The organism is Ructibacterium sp. SJQ-7, from assembly GCF_054696575.1.
In genome coordinates this window covers 1,412,636-1,427,219 of sequence record NZ_CP195193.1, presented here as the reverse complement: position 1 = coordinate 1,427,219, position 14,584 = coordinate 1,412,636, and the positions used below count along the sequence as shown (strand labels likewise).

13 protein-coding genes are annotated in these 14,584 nt (G+C 38.4%); all 13 read left to right on the top strand.

The annotated features are described in order from the left end of the window. Positions 1 to 115 precede the first annotated feature (115 nt). The 13 genes from ACSAMO_RS06590 (at position 116) to ACSAMO_RS06530 (ending at position 14,581) form a co-directional block, all read left to right on the top strand. Positions 116 to 1,054 (top strand): ABC transporter permease, encoded by a 939-nt coding sequence (locus ACSAMO_RS06590; protein ID WP_022230979.1) that lies wholly within the window; start codon positions 116 to 118, stop codon positions 1,052 to 1,054. Then, positions 1,054 to 1,929 carry a carbohydrate ABC transporter permease gene (locus ACSAMO_RS06585; RefSeq protein WP_337599921.1) on the top strand — a complete coding sequence of 292 codons (876 nt, stop codon included), beginning with the start codon at positions 1,054 to 1,056 and terminating at the stop codon, positions 1,927 to 1,929. The genes ACSAMO_RS06590 and ACSAMO_RS06585 overlap by 1 nt, the downstream gene beginning before the upstream one ends. A 37-nt stretch (positions 1,930 to 1,966) precedes the next feature. Further along, positions 1,967 to 3,556 carry a type 2 periplasmic-binding domain-containing protein gene (locus ACSAMO_RS06580; RefSeq protein WP_499210066.1) on the top strand — a complete coding sequence of 530 codons (1,590 nt, stop codon included), beginning with the start codon at positions 1,967 to 1,969 and terminating at the stop codon, positions 3,554 to 3,556. A 376-nt stretch (positions 3,557 to 3,932) separates the two neighbouring features. Beyond that, positions 3,933 to 5,087, top strand: a complete 1,155-nt coding sequence (locus ACSAMO_RS06575; protein ID WP_499210065.1) for a class I SAM-dependent methyltransferase — start codon at positions 3,933 to 3,935, stop codon at positions 5,085 to 5,087. Further along, positions 5,087 to 5,620: an NUDIX domain-containing protein gene (locus ACSAMO_RS06570; protein ID WP_022230983.1), complete on the top strand. Its 534-nt coding sequence runs from the start codon at positions 5,087 to 5,089 to the stop codon at positions 5,618 to 5,620. Before ACSAMO_RS06575 ends, ACSAMO_RS06570 begins: the two co-directional genes overlap by 1 nt. Positions 5,621 to 5,660: 40 nt before the next feature. After that, a complete protein-coding gene (locus tag ACSAMO_RS06565; RefSeq protein ID WP_499210064.1) occupies positions 5,661 to 5,849 on the top strand; it encodes a hypothetical protein in 189 nt (62 codons plus the stop codon). 66 nt (positions 5,850 to 5,915) lie between these two features. Next, positions 5,916 to 8,066: a glycoside hydrolase family 88/105 protein gene (locus tag ACSAMO_RS06560; protein ID WP_499210063.1), complete on the top strand. Its 2,151-nt coding sequence runs from the start codon at positions 5,916 to 5,918 to the stop codon at positions 8,064 to 8,066. A 368-nt stretch (positions 8,067 to 8,434) separates the two neighbouring features. Continuing rightward, positions 8,435 to 9,421, top strand: a complete 987-nt coding sequence (locus ACSAMO_RS06555) for an ABC transporter permease (RefSeq protein ID WP_022230990.1) — start codon at positions 8,435 to 8,437, stop codon at positions 9,419 to 9,421. A 20-nt stretch (positions 9,422 to 9,441) separates the two neighbouring features. Next, positions 9,442 to 10,323, top strand: coding sequence for a carbohydrate ABC transporter permease (locus ACSAMO_RS06550; RefSeq protein WP_308455900.1), 882 nt, complete (start codon positions 9,442 to 9,444; stop codon positions 10,321 to 10,323). A gap of 107 nt (positions 10,324 to 10,430) precedes the next feature. Beyond that, on the top strand, positions 10,431 to 11,945 hold the full coding sequence (locus ACSAMO_RS06545; protein ID WP_499210062.1) for an extracellular solute-binding protein: 1,515 nt from the start codon (positions 10,431 to 10,433) through the stop codon (positions 11,943 to 11,945). A 207-nt stretch (positions 11,946 to 12,152) separates the two neighbouring features. Further along, positions 12,153 to 13,085 (top strand): hypothetical protein, encoded by a 933-nt coding sequence (locus tag ACSAMO_RS06540; RefSeq protein ID WP_499210061.1) that lies wholly within the window; start codon positions 12,153 to 12,155, stop codon positions 13,083 to 13,085. Positions 13,086 to 13,112: 27 nt separating this feature from the next. Beyond that, entirely contained in the window at positions 13,113 to 13,841 is a 729-nt protein-coding gene (locus ACSAMO_RS06535) for an ABC transporter ATP-binding protein (protein WP_499210060.1), read from the top strand. Next, positions 13,838 to 14,581, top strand: a complete 744-nt coding sequence (locus ACSAMO_RS06530) for an ABC transporter permease (RefSeq protein ID WP_499210059.1) — start codon at positions 13,838 to 13,840, stop codon at positions 14,579 to 14,581. The genes ACSAMO_RS06535 and ACSAMO_RS06530 overlap by 4 nt, the downstream gene beginning before the upstream one ends. Positions 14,582 to 14,584 lie beyond the last annotated feature (3 nt).

Sequence of the window (14,584 nt, the reverse complement as noted above, 5' to 3'; positions counted from 1 at the left end):
AAAGACGGCTTTTTTATATAAAAAACGTAATTTGATTGACATATTGCATAAAAAATGATAGTATTTATATTGCATAGTAACAAATTAAGGTAAAAAGAGGGGGTAAAGCTGTTTAATGAAAAAGGGTAAAAAGTTAAAAGAGAGAGATAAAAAAGGCTTTAAATACTATCTGAAAAGGGACTGGCAGTTGTATGTACTGCTGTTCTTTCCGTTGGCATTTGCGATAGTCTTTAAGTTTTTACCGCTTTTGGGGTTGTCGGTAGCGTTTCTTAATTATGACGTTGTCGGCGGTTTTGAGAGAGCGAAATTCATAGGTTTTGACGCGTTTAAGGAAATCTTCAAAATGAAAGATTTTTACATAGCACTTCGTAATACTATCGTGCTTAACGGTCTTGATCTTATAATCGGTTTTCCGGCTCCGATAATTTTGGCGATATTATTAAATGAAATACGCAATAAGTATTTCAAACGTATCAGCCAAACGGTTTTATATTTACCGCATTTTCTTTCGTGGGTAATCATTGCAGGTATATTCTATCAGCTTTTGTCACCGTCTACGGGATTTGTGAACGTACTTATAATGCGTCACGGCGGTGAAAGCATACCGTTCCTGACGGAAAAATGGCATTGGCTTGTGTCGTACTGTTTAATCGGCGTATGGCAGAGCATGGGTTGGGGTACGATTATATATCTTGCCGCAATCACAGGTATTAATGCTGACCTTTACGAAGCGGCAACGGTTGACGGTGCAGGCAGATGGAGAAAAATATGGAATATAACACTTCCTTGTATTCGTTCGACAATCGTTGTAATGCTGATAATGAGTTTGGGAAGAATTTTGGGTATATCGTTTGAACGTCCGTATACATTGGATAATCCGCTTGTAAGAGATTTCTCGGACGTTATTTCGACATTCGTTTATCGTGTCGGCTTGCAGTCGCACAGATATAACATCGCAACGGCGGTTGGTTTGTTCCAGTCGGTTGTAGGACTTATCTTCGTATTTGCATCGGATAAGTTTGCAAAACTTATGGGAGAGGACGGTATAATATAATGAAAAGAAAAGCTACTGATGTTTTGGCAGATGTGTTTATATATGTGTTTATGGCTGTGCTTTCGCTTTTGTGTCTTATACCGTTTATACACGTTCTTTCGGTTTCAATCAGCGGTAACGGTGCGGTAATGTCAAATCAAGTGTTTCTTATTCCAAAGGACGTCAATCTTGACGCATATAAGACGGTTTTCGGTGATTCGACAATGATGCGTTCATTGTGGTTTACGGTGTTTGTGACGGTTGCGTTTACGGCACTCGGTATGTTCCTTACAATATGCGGTGCGTTTGCACTGTCAAGAAAACGTCTGAAGGGCAGAAAAGTTATAGGCGTAATATTTCTTATAACAATGTACTTCACTGCCGGAACAATTCCCGATTACATACTTATGAGCCAGTTGCACCTTATAAATACGGCGGCGGTTTTGATACTACCGCTTGCATTTTCGGCATATAATTTGATAATACTTCGTACATTTATGCAAAATAGTGTACCGCAAAGCTTGGAGGAGGCTGCTGCGATTGACGGCTGTAACGACTTTATTGTACTGGTTAGAATTGTATTGCCGTTGTCGGTGCCTGTTTTGGCGACACTTGCACTGTTCTATGCGGTAGGTCGTTGGAATACATTCCAAGACGCACTTTACTTTATAACAAAGTCACCGCTTAAACCATTGCAGTTAAAGTTGTATGAGCTTGTTAATGCGGCAGGTTCAAATTCGTCGGTTTCGCAGGAAGTCGCAGGGGAGAGTATGCAGGCTGAGGAAGTTTTGAAATCGGCTTGTATTATGTTTGCAACTATTCCTATCGTAATTGTTTATCCTTTTATACAAAAGTATTTTGTTAAAGGTGTTATGATAGGTGCAGTAAAAGAATAATGAAAAAACATATTTAAAAAGAGAGGGGAAAAGAAAAATGAATTTAAAGAAAGTATTGTGTGCTGCATTAAGCACAGTGACTGCGGTATCTTTGCTTGCGTCATGCGGCGGTAAGGGTAAAATGCAGATGGATAAAGCGGAGCTTACAGGCCCGAAAGCCTATGATGAGCAAATTGAGCTTAAAATACCTGTATATGACAGAGGTATGCAGGGACAGGCAGACGTAGACAACAACTATTGGACGGATTATGTTCAAAAGAATTTCGGTGACAAGTACAATATCAAAATGACATTTGTACCTGTTACGCGTAAGGAAGATGTAACGGTATTTAATGAATTGCTTGCGGCAGGCGAAGAACCTGATATTCTTTTCAGCTATGACTATCCGACGATGATTTCGTATTATTCAAGAGGAGCGTTCCAGCCGATTGATGAGGACGTGTTAAAGACATACGCACCGACATTCTATGAAAAGACAAAAGATTTGGAGGAATATACAAAGGTTGACGACCAAAGATATTTTCTTGCGGCAACTCGTCCGCAGGCTTATAACTGGGTAACTCTTATCCGTACAGACTGGCTTGAAAAAGCAGGACTTTCAATGCCGACAAATCAAGAGGAATATGTAAATGCACTAAAGAAGTTTAAGGAATTAAAGCTTGGCGGCGAAAATACAATCCCTGCAACGGAGAGCCTTTACAACGCATATTTCCCGAACTATGAATACAGAGAATATCCGCTTTCGGAAGAAGATAACGCGATGTATTCGGATATTACTGTTGCATCGCTTACATATGACGCAACAAAGCAGAAATTAAAGTATATGAATCAGCTTTATAACGACGGACTTATCAGTCCTGAATGGTACCTTGACAAGGACGGTAACCAAAAGCAAGCTGATTTTGTATCGGGTAAAGCAGGCGTGTTCGGTTTCTATTTGTCACAAAATCCTCCTGTACTTCAAACATTATTGCAAAATTGCCCTGACGCAAAGGTTGCAGTGCTTGACGCAGGTGCAGGTTATCCGGAGGGTACAAAGCCTGCCGGCAGAGCAGATTGGCCGTTTGGTATGGTAAGCGGTATCAGTGTTGACTGTGAACACCCTGAGGCAGTGCTAATGTATTTTGAGTGGCTTGCACAAGATGAAAACCTGTTCGTAATGCAAAACGGTATCGAAAACGTTACATATAAAGTTGAGGACGAAATTCCTGTACTTATTGACGATTACACAGGTGAAGAAAGATTGAACTACAATTCAAATAAGGATATGTGGTGCCTTGTAACAGAGGGTAAGGACTACGGCAGTGACGAGAAAAACCTTGCCGTACAAAAGAAAACATACGCACCGGCGGGATTTGAGGACTTAATTCAACAGTCATATGACGGTTATCAAAAGACTAAGGAATATAAGTATACAGATTTCTTGTTTGACAGATCAATCGACAGCCTTTCGCAGTATGCCGAAACTCTAAAGAGTAAATGGGAAGTTATTCAGGTTGATTTGATTAACTGTAAGCCTGAAGAATTTGACGCGAAGTATGAGGCGGCTTGCAAGGAATACCTTGACGCAGGTTATCAAGCTGTTCTTGATGAAAAAGAACAGGCTTATGCCGATATGAAAAAATAAAAACCAAAAGGGATAATCGTTAAGATTATCCCTTCAGCGTGTAGACAAAAGTGTCTACACGCTGGCAGAGGTCGAGAAATTAGTGTGGATTTTGCGAAAATGAACTCGTCGGCGTACGTTTGTACGTTAGAGTTTATTTTCACAAAAAGTGCACAGGCAAGCCGTATATCGAAGATAGGCTTGCCTGTTGTTTTTATAGCTATAAATAAAACTTTAAAATATAAAAATAATATATTGCACGTTCCGGACAATTTGTCGACAGTCTGAAGGGATAATCGTTAAGATTATCCCTTTTTAGTTGGTAAAATAATTGACAGTACAGAACTTAAATGATAGAATAATGTTATAAATTTATTAAAGAAAATAGGGAGAAATAATGAATAAGAAAACTGTTTCAAAAGTAAATTTGTTTTTCGGCGGACTTGTTTCGAGAATGGAAGAAAACAAAGATTTTTTTAATGATATTACTATTAATTTAAAGTCGGGAACTAAGAATTTCCCTGCAAAAATATTGTATACGGACGATATAACTCTTGATTATCAAGCGGTTAAGCGCAATGTGGAAAAAGACGGTTTGTGGGATATAATCGCGGAAGAATTGCTTAAATATGACGAGGCGCAGATAATTTACAGCGAACGCGGTGCGAAGATTGTGATTGACGCAAACGATAAAAAAGTCAATATGCGTCACGAGGATGTTACGAAAGAGATAAATAAGACGAGCGTTGTGCAAACGGGCAGAGAGTATGTCGTAAATCCCGCACTTGCGAAAGATTTGCTTGAAGAAATAGGCATACTTGCCAAGAACGGCAAGATTAAAAATGATAAAATCCGTAAGTATAATCAGATAGATTATTTTGTTGAATTAATGCAGGGTGTGCTTAAAGAAATCGGTGACAGGGACGAATATGTTATTTTTGACGCGGCTTGCGGTAAAAGTTATTTGTCGTTCGTTATGAATTTCTATTTGAAAGAAATACTTAAAAAGAAGTGTCATTTTATCGGTGTTGATTATTCCGAAACGGTAATTGAAGCGTCAAAGAGAATGGCTAAAAATCTCGGATACAACAATATGGAGTTCATCAAGGCTGACCTTACGGAGTATACACCGCCTATAAGACCCGATATAGTCGTGTCGCTCCACGCTTGCGATACCGCAACGGATATGGCACTTGCACTTGGTATAAGAGCAAAGTCGAGAGCGATTGTGTCTGTTCCGTGTTGTCATAAGGATATTTTAAAACAGTATTCGTATGAGCCGTTTGAGGCGATAACAAAGCACGGCATTTTAAAAGCCAGACTTGCCGATACATTGACGGACGGACTTCGTGCGGCATATCTTGAAAGTGTCGGATATAAGGTTAGTATGATTGAGTATATATCACCGCTTGAAACCCCTAAAAATATTATGATTCGTGCGGTGTATACAGGCAAGAAAAACGAAAAGTCAAAACAGGATTTTGAAAATCTGAAAGAATTGCTGAATGTTAAACCTGCTATTGAAAGATTTTGTCGAAAGGGTGAAATATAATGAATTTTGAAGAAAAAACAGTGTCGAGCGAAGAAATTTATGACGGTAAAATCATAAAGGTGCGTAAGGAAAAAGTCGAACTTCCCGACGGACGTTTGGCAACGCGTGAACTTATCGGTCACCCGGGCGGTGTCGGAATTATTGCGGTTGACGGGGACGGTAAGGTGTTTATGGTTACGCAGTACAGAATTGCCGCTAAGTCGGAAATGCTTGAAATTCCTGCCGGTAAAATGGAGTACGGCGAAGATCCTTTGGAATGTGGTGCAAGGGAGCTTATTGAGGAAACGGGATATAAGGCAGAGGAATTCACACATCTCGGCGAATATTACGCAACACCGGGATATTGTGAAGAAAAACTTAATATTTTTCTTGCAAGAAAACTTACCTTTGTCGGGCAAAATCTTGATGACGGCGAATTTTTGAATGTGTCAAAATACAGCCTTGACGAACTTTATCAAATGGTAATGGATAATAAAATTTATGACGCAAAAACCGCTATTGCAATACTTAAAGCAAAAGCAATATTGGGTTAATGCACTGATGACAATGTTTTTTGTACTATACATTAACAGAATGTATAGCGGAGGGAGCGAATACGGTTGGTTTAATCTGCACGGTATGCCCGGCGTGGCTTGGTGGATTTTGATTGTCACGGTAATGGTGTTTGCCGTGACATATCTGCTATTGGCATTTAAACGTGCGGTGATGAAAATTCAGACGAAATATACACCGAATAATAACACCAAAACAACTGATTTTTAATTGACAAGCAACAAAGGATAATGATATAATAAACTAATAAGAAAAGTTTTTAAGGAGAGTAGTAAAATGGGTTATTATTTTGATGACAGTCAAAGCATTAACGCTTACGAGGGCACTGACCCGCAGGCGATAATTTCATCGCTTGCATACAGATATATGGGACAAAATCTAAAGCACGGACTTTATTATCGTGCATACACAAACAACGGTATCGTTCGTACAACCGATTACAGATACCTTGTTGATTTTAACAAGATTTTCCCTGACAGCAAGGACAAGGAATGTGTATGGGCATTCACAAAGTTCTATTCAGCCGGTAAATCTTCATTCGGTTGGGATATAAACTGTTTCGGACCTATGGTTGTATATGTAAACGGCGAAGTTGCATATAAGTCTGATATTTTCAAAGAGAGATATTCTGAAACTTCAACGCGTGTATTTATGGACGTTGAAGAAGGTTGGAACGACATCAGAATTCAATTCAAAAAGACAAAGGCGGGCTTCGGCGGTCAGTTCGGTACATGGATCGGTAAGTGGGATATGTACACACTTATGCCGACAAAGGAACGTGACGGTCAAGAGGGCTTTGTATTTACAGAACTTGTTCCGGACGATTATGTGCCTGAATTTGAAATCGGTATGAGCGAAAAGAACTTTGACAAAAAGTTTTATCCTGTAATAAACTGGTCTGACGACGAAATGAAAAAAGGTCAGCTGACTCGTATGTTCGGCACACCTAACGGTCAATATGCCGTAGGTTACACAAAGGTATTTGCTGACGATATTAACAACACAACACACAAGTTTACTCTTGATACAAAGGGTGAAACGGTTGTGTATATAAATAAGAAAGAAGTGTTCAAGACAAAAGGCGGCAAAGAAACTTTTGACGCTACACTTCCTCTTGGCACATATGACGTATATGTAAAGTGCATTTGCAACGGCAGTGACTGGGGTTACACACTTGAATGTGACACTGTTGAATTTGAAAGTGCGGCAAGAGTTAAGGGTACAGATGACGTATGGATGTATATCGGTACATTCGTAAACGATTTTGAATTTCCGTTTGACACTGCGTCTGATATGCTTCACATTGTCGGTGAGCCTGCTACATATTGGAGATTGGATGCACCTGATACATTCGTAAGACCGTATAACGAAAATACACTGTTCGGTCGTTGGAACTACCCATTGGGTGTTACAATGTACGGACTTCTTCATACAGCCATTGCAATCGGCTCGGAAGATATAAAGAATTACATAAAAGACCACGTTCAATTATGTATTGATACGCTTGAATATGCACTTTGGGATAAAGAGCAGTACGGCGGTGCGACAAGTATACACAACTTGCTTACAAGTATCGACAGCCTTGACGACTGCGGTTCGTTTGCGTCGATGATGCTTGAAGTAAACAAGTATCTTGGACTTCGTGACGTAAAGAAAGTTGCCGATTATGTCGGTGATTATATTTACAACCACCAGTCAAGACTTGAGGACGGTACATTCTTCCGTAAGGAAATGATGCACCACTTCCATAATATGACTATGTGGGCGGACGATTTATATATGTCAGTTCCGTTCCTTGTAAGATATTCACAGTTTACAGGCGACCAAAAGTATCTTGACGATGCGGCAAATCAGTTCTTCGGTTTTAAGAAACGTTTGTTTATGCCGGAAGAAAAGATTATGTCACACGTTTATGACTTTAAATATGATTCAAAGACAAATGTTCCTTGGGGACGCGGTAACGGTTGGGTAGTGTTCTCAATGACAGAATTGCTTGAAGTCCTTCCTGAGGACCATCCAAAGAGAAACGACCTTATTGAGTTCCTTAACACTTTATGCGAGGGTTATCTTGCATTGCAGGACGATGAGGGAATGTGGCACCAGGTACTTAACGACCACGAATCATATCCTGAAACATCTTGTACATCAATGTTTATATATGCGTTCTCAAGAGGTATTCGTTTCGGCTGGCTAAAGAATCCTGAAAAGTACGTTAAGGCTATATACAAGGCTTGGAAAGGTATTTCTAAGACAAGTGTTGACTCAAACGGTAACGTATACGGCGTATGCCGCGGAAGTGAGTTCTCGTTTATTGCCGACTACTATAAGTATGAACTTGGCTGGAACTTAAACGATACACACGGTACAGGTATTGTTATGCTTGCGGGTATCGAAGTTATCAGACTTAACAAATTCTTAGCCGAATAAAACTTTTAGTCATAATTAACAAATAAAAATGACGGACTAAAATCCGTCATTTTTTTATCGTTAAATTGAACAAAAAACCACTGATTTTTTTATGGACTTTTAAACGGTTGAAGTGTTATTATAAGTAATACCGTTTTAAATATATTTATGCGAAAACATAATTTGAGTGGTGAATTTATACAAAACCACAAAAAAAATTAATAATTTTTGCAGTTTATTCACAAAATCTATTGCAAAAGTTAATAAAATAAGCTATAATATATTTATCAGTTTTTAGTCTTTGTGCAATTTGCGGATACTTGCCCGGTTTCTGCTGATTTCAATTGACTTGAAACAACAACAGTAAACTTTTTTAGGGAGGGTCTACTATGGCTAAAGCTCAGAAAGTCGTGCTTTCACCTGAGGAGAAAGCAGAGGCGAAACAAAAAAGATGGGCACAAATAAAGAGAGATAAGTGGATGTACTTATTATTATTGCCCGGTTTTTTGTATTTTATAATCTTTAAGATTGTTCCGATGTGGGGTATTCTTATTTCTTTCAAAGATTACTACGCAGGAATTCCGTTCTTCGGTTCAAACTTCTTTAACGGTTGGATTGGTTTTGATAACTTCAAGAACTTCTTTACAGACTCAAGTTTCTTGCAACTATTGAGAAACACTCTAATCATTTCGGGAATGAACATTATATTCTTCTTCCCGTTGCCGATTGTTTTGGCACTGTTACTTAATGAAATCAAAGTACAATGGTATAAGAAAGTTCTTCAAACACTTGTTTATGTACCTCACTTTGTATCAATGGTTGTCATCGCATCTATCACATTCATGCTTGTTAAGACTCCGTCAATGGAGGGTATGAGCGGTGGTGCGCTTTATGAAATCGTAAAGTCAATGACAGGTAAAAACCTAAATGCACTTGGAAGTCCTATCGCAATTTATTGGGTACTTCTTATCCAAAACATTTGGAAGGAAACAGGTTGGGGCACAATCATCTTCCTTGCAGCTTTGGCAGGTGTTGACGTAGAACAATACGAGGCAGCTATCGTTGACGGTGCTAGCCGTTTCCAACAGCTTATATACATAACATTGCCGGCAATCATGGGCACAGTTGTTACAATGTTTATCTTGCGTATGGGTAGCGTTCTTGATACAGGTTTTGAGCAAATCATCCTTATGCAGAATGACCTAAACAGAATCACATCAGAAACATTCGATACATACGTTTATCAAATAGGTAGAGTACAGGGTAACTACGGTTATTCAACTGCCGTAAGTTTGTTTAAATCTGTAATCAGTATCATATGTATTCAGACAGCTAACCGTCTTGCTAAGAAGGCCGGTCAGGATGGTCTATTCTAATAGAAGGAGGAAAATAAGACATGATTAGTATAAAAAGAAGAAGTGTCGGTGATATAATTGCTAATGTAGTAATATACATATTACTTACTCTTATAGCAGTTATCATGGTTATACCTTTCATATACGTTATTGCAGCGTCTTTTGCGACTGAAGCGGAAATTCAAACAAGACCGATTTTCTTTATTCCTGATAGTCCTACTCTTGACGCTTATGCAAGAATTTTTGATATGAACGATATGGGTACAAGAGTATTCCATTCATTGTTAATTTCAGTATGTGTAACAGCAATAGGTACATTTATTAACCTATTCTTTACAACAACAATGGCATACGGTCTTTCAAGATCAAATCTTATAGGTAAAAAACCACTGCTTAATATGGTTCTTTTCACAATGGTATTTGGCGGCGGTATGATTCCATTGTTCTTGGTTGTTAAAGGACTTGGTATGTACGATACATATTCAGCACTTATTTTGCCTGGTGCAATCAGTGCGTATAATATGATTATCGTAAGAAACTTCTTTATGGAACTTCCGAGAGAACTTGAAGAGGCCGCATCTATCGACGGATGCAGTGACATTGGTATCTTCATAAAGATAGCACTTCCGTTGTCACTTCCGTGTTTGGCTACATTCGGTCTGTTCTATGCGGTTGGTCACTGGAACAACTACTTTGGTGCTCTTCTATATCTTGAAGATTCAACAAAGTTCCCATTCCAGCTTGTGCTTAGAAATATCGTAATGCAGACAGCTGAAACACAAACTGACCCGAATGCACTTATTCCGGAAGATACATTGAAGATGGCTGTTATCGTTATCGGTACAGTTCCTATTCTTATCGTATATCCGTTCCTACAAAAGCACTTCGCAGCAGGTGTTATGGTCGGTGCCGTTAAGGGTTAATTAAGAGAGTTAATTTAAGAAAATAATTTTTTTGGGTAGTTTAAAATGAATTATTGCGGCATAGCCGCTTAATTAGAGAAAAACATATATTTAAGGAGGAAAATACAATGACACAAACTTGGAAGAAGATTGCTACTGTTTCACTTGCAGCAGTAATGCTTACAGGTTCACTTGCCGGCTGCGGTAAAAAAGCAGTTTCTATCGACAAGGAAAATCCATCAATTAATGTTATGACAAAGGCTTACAATACAGAATCTGCATCACCGGACAGCCCTGTTCTTCAAAAACTTGAAGAATTTCTTGGTACAAAGCTAAATATCACTTGGGTACCGTCAACAAGCTATGACGAAAAGGTTACAGCTGCTATGGGTTCAGGTGAATATCCACAGGTTATGCTTGTTGGTTCAAGAAGTTCAAGCGTTATCCAAAACTCAAGAGCAGGTACATTCTGGGATGTTACAGATAAGCTGACAGATGCTGAAAAGTTCCCAAATCTTGCTCAAACAGATCCAACTGTAAACCACAACACATCAATCGACGGTAAAGTTTACGGTGTATATCGTTCAAGAGAGCTTGGTAGAGCCGGCGTTTCAATCAGAAAAGACTGGCTTGATAAGCTTGGTCTTGAACAGCCAAAGACTATAGATGATTTCTATAATGTACTAAAGGCATTTAAGGAACAGGATCCTGACGGTAACGGTGCTAATGATACATACGGTATGATCGTTACAGATTACCTTAACGGTCCTCTTAACAATATTGCTATTTGGATGGGCGCTCCTAACCAGTATGGTCTAAAGGACGGCAAGCTTGCTCCTGCATTTATGTTTGACGAATATCTTGAGGCACTTAAGTTCATGAACAAGTGCTATAACGAAGGTCTTATCAACCAAGATATGGCTACATATTCATCAGATAAGTGGAATGAGCAGTTCCTATCAGGTAAAGCCGGTGTAATCATCGACGTTGCCGACAGAGCAAGAAGACTTGCACAAAATATCCAAGCTATCGATCCTAACGCAGTTGTTGACGTATTCGGTTACGTTACAAAGGACGCAAGCTCAGAACCAAGAACACTTCCTACAACAGGTTATGACGGATACTATGTATTCCCTAAGACATCTGTTGCTACAGAAGAAGACCTTGACTTCATTCTTGGCGTAATGGATAAGGCTAATGAACAGGAAGCTCTAAACCTAATGAACTACGGTATCGAAGGCAGAAACTATGACCTTGACGCTGACGGTTATGTAGTTAAGAAGGACGATGCTAACCTAACTAAAGAATATAACGACCTTAACCAATTCTCAACAGGTATAGTTGCTACAAAACTTCAAATTAAGTATGCAACAGACGTTGCTGAAAAGATTCAGGAAGTTTATGATGAAAACAAACTTCACACAGTTGCTAACCCTGCTGAACCATATGTATCAGATACATATTCAACAAGAGGTCCACAGCTTGAAGCTATCATGAGTGAGGCTAATACTAAGTTCATCGTTGGTCAAATCAGCGAAGACGAATGGAAAGCTCAAAGAGACAGATGGCTACAACAAGGTGGTCAAAAGGTTATCGATGAACTAAACAAGGCTTATGAAGAAGACGATTCAGTTCAGAAATAATTGATTTTGACTGACTTAATTAGTTAATATTAAACCACTTGTTCAATGTTATGTTGGACAAGTGGTTTTTTTGTTGGATTTTATAATTTATTTATATTTGTTTATAAATTATTTAGAATTGTATTATATAATGTTTATAAAGAACAGATAGAATATAATCATAAGGTACCTTATAGAAATAATAGACAGTGTTTGGGATAGAAAGGAATGATTAAAATGAAATCTAACAAGAAGAAAATAACAATGGCAATCGGTATGGTTTTGGGTGTGACGGTGTTAGCCGGAGCGACATTCGCAAGCTACAACACATCAAACGGATATGACGTGGCTAAGACGGCTGTTAAAGGTTTGATGAAAAATGAAAACTACACCGCAAATATGACAACAAAGATAAGCCTTGACGGTAAGGAAATTTCAAGCGACACGTTGAAAGAATTGTATGACAGAAACGGTGACGTGAAAATCAACAAGGAAAATAAGGTTTCATCATATGATTATAACAGCGAGTACAGAGAATGGGTTCAAGATGATACTAATATAATTTCGTCAATGCATTATGATGGCGAAAAAAGAACACTTGTTGAGGAAAACGCATCTGAATACCTAAATTTATTTGGAGGATTTGATAAATTCTATACCGAAGATGCAAATGAGGATAAGAGAAATCAGAAAATGGTTAATTTCGTTGAGCTTATAGCTGATACAATGATTGGTGATTTGAAAAACAACATAATCTATGTGTCAGGTGATGATAATTCTTCAACATATGAAATGAATCTTGACGCAATTCAAATCCCTGAAGTTGCGAATGCAGGCTTATCCGCAATGTTTTCAGAAAACATCGCTGACTCTGATGATGACAGTGATCCGTACATCTTGCTTGGAACAGATCCGATTGTTAAAAACGTATCAGTGAAATTTACTGTTGACAATGAAGGCAGATTTACTAATTTGAATGCGGAAGCAAGTATGGTCGGCAATGATTCAAACGGCGAAAAGCATGAGGCAACAGTTAATATAACATTGGATATGTCAGACTACGGAACTACAAAGCCTGAGAGAGTTGATATTTCCACACTTCCGAATGTTGAGTATTCTGATAACTCAGAAGTTCACACATATTACGGAGATGACGAATAATTTATAAAAACGGATAGGGGTGAGATTATGAATGTAATTGAGATTAAAAACCTGACAAAGCTTTACGGCAATGGCAGAGGTATCAAAAATTTGAATTTAACCGTTGAACAGGGCGACATTCTCGGATTACTCGGACCGAACGGTTCGGGTAAAACGACAGCGATGAAAGCAATACTTAACCTTGTTAATGCGGAGGGCAGTGTTAAGGTGTTCGGTATGGACTTGCACGATAATTTTGAAAGTATTATGCAAAGAACAGGCGCGTTGATTGAATCACCGGCGATATATAAAGATTTATCGGCATATCAAAACGTAAAAATGCACGCGAATATGTATCCAAACGTAGACAGAAAACGCATTGAACATATACTTGACGTTGTACATCTTCTGCCGTACAAGAACGATAAAGCAGGTAAGTTTTCACTTGGTATGAAACAAAGAGTTGGTTTGGCGGTTGCGTTCGTATCTAATCCCGATTTGATAATTCTTGATGAGCCTGTAAACGGACTTGATATTGAGGGCGTTGTGGAAATCAGAGAAATTATAAAAAAACTCAATGCAGAGAAAAACGTGACTTTTCTTATTTCAAGTCATATGGCAGGCGAGATTGAAAAGACTTGTAATAAGGTTGCGGTTATATATGAAAGCGAATTGATAGCAACATCAACTACGGAGGACGCTTTAAGATTTCATCCGTCAATGGAGGACTATTTTCTAAGTGTTGTTAAGGACAGAAGGGGTGAGATTATTATATGAAAGCACTGATTTTGAATATCGGAAGTGAACTTAAAAAACTTCTTATGAAAAAAAAGTATCTTGTTTTAACTGTTTTAGGTGCGATTATATGTATTCTCCGAATTGGCGGTAATGTACTTGTAAACAAGATTACGGGCGGCGAGGTTGTTATAAAAAGCAATCTGATAATGGAAATGGTCGGTTTTGTTTTTGATATACTTGTTCCGCTTATAATATTTATGGCAGTGACGGACTTGTTCGCAAGCGAAGTACAGGAGGACAGTATGAAAGCCTCACTTTTAAGACCGCTGACAAGATTTAAAGTTATGACATCAAAGTCATTGGCAGTGTTTGTGCTTGGTTGTATGGTGACACTTGCAATGTTTGTTATCTCATTAATCGTTCAAATTGTATCCGGCAACAGTTTAAGAAGTGTGCCTATAACATTTGCGGCATATCTTATCGATATGATACCGCTTATAGCGATAGTTTCAATGGCACTGCTCATAAATATGATTTCAAAAAGCCCGACTCTTGCAATGCTTTTATGTATAGTCGTGTATGTGTTCTTTAAATACTTGAACTACTATATAACGCCTGTCGGACAAATGGTATTTACGGCATATTCACAATGGCACAAAATTTGGATCGGCAATGTGCTTCCGTTTACGGCACTTATATCGAAGATTGGAATTTTGTTCGGCTCAATCTTGATTTTATACACATTATCGTATATAATATTTGATAGTAAGGATTATTAAATG

Coding starts and splice junctions, on each gene's coding strand:
- ACSAMO_RS06590 (WP_022230979.1), top strand. CDS start 116: ATGAAAAAGGGTAAAAAGTTAAAAGAGAGAGATAAAAAAGGCTTTAAA.
- ACSAMO_RS06585 (WP_337599921.1), top strand. CDS start 1,054: ATGAAAAGAAAAGCTACTGATGTTTTGGCAGATGTGTTTATATATGTG.
- ACSAMO_RS06580 (WP_499210066.1), top strand. CDS start 1,967: ATGAATTTAAAGAAAGTATTGTGTGCTGCATTAAGCACAGTGACTGCG.
- ACSAMO_RS06575 (WP_499210065.1), top strand. CDS start 3,933: ATGAATAAGAAAACTGTTTCAAAAGTAAATTTGTTTTTCGGCGGACTT.
- ACSAMO_RS06570 (WP_022230983.1), top strand. CDS start 5,087: ATGAATTTTGAAGAAAAAACAGTGTCGAGCGAAGAAATTTATGACGGT.
- ACSAMO_RS06565 (WP_499210064.1), top strand. CDS start 5,661: ATGTATAGCGGAGGGAGCGAATACGGTTGGTTTAATCTGCACGGTATG.
- ACSAMO_RS06560 (WP_499210063.1), top strand. CDS start 5,916: ATGGGTTATTATTTTGATGACAGTCAAAGCATTAACGCTTACGAGGGC.
- ACSAMO_RS06555 (WP_022230990.1), top strand. CDS start 8,435: ATGGCTAAAGCTCAGAAAGTCGTGCTTTCACCTGAGGAGAAAGCAGAG.
- ACSAMO_RS06550 (WP_308455900.1), top strand. CDS start 9,442: ATGATTAGTATAAAAAGAAGAAGTGTCGGTGATATAATTGCTAATGTA.
- ACSAMO_RS06545 (WP_499210062.1), top strand. CDS start 10,431: ATGACACAAACTTGGAAGAAGATTGCTACTGTTTCACTTGCAGCAGTA.
- ACSAMO_RS06540 (WP_499210061.1), top strand. CDS start 12,153: ATGATTAAAATGAAATCTAACAAGAAGAAAATAACAATGGCAATCGGT.
- ACSAMO_RS06535 (WP_499210060.1), top strand. CDS start 13,113: ATGAATGTAATTGAGATTAAAAACCTGACAAAGCTTTACGGCAATGGC.
- ACSAMO_RS06530 (WP_499210059.1), top strand. CDS start 13,838: ATGAAAGCACTGATTTTGAATATCGGAAGTGAACTTAAAAAACTTCTT.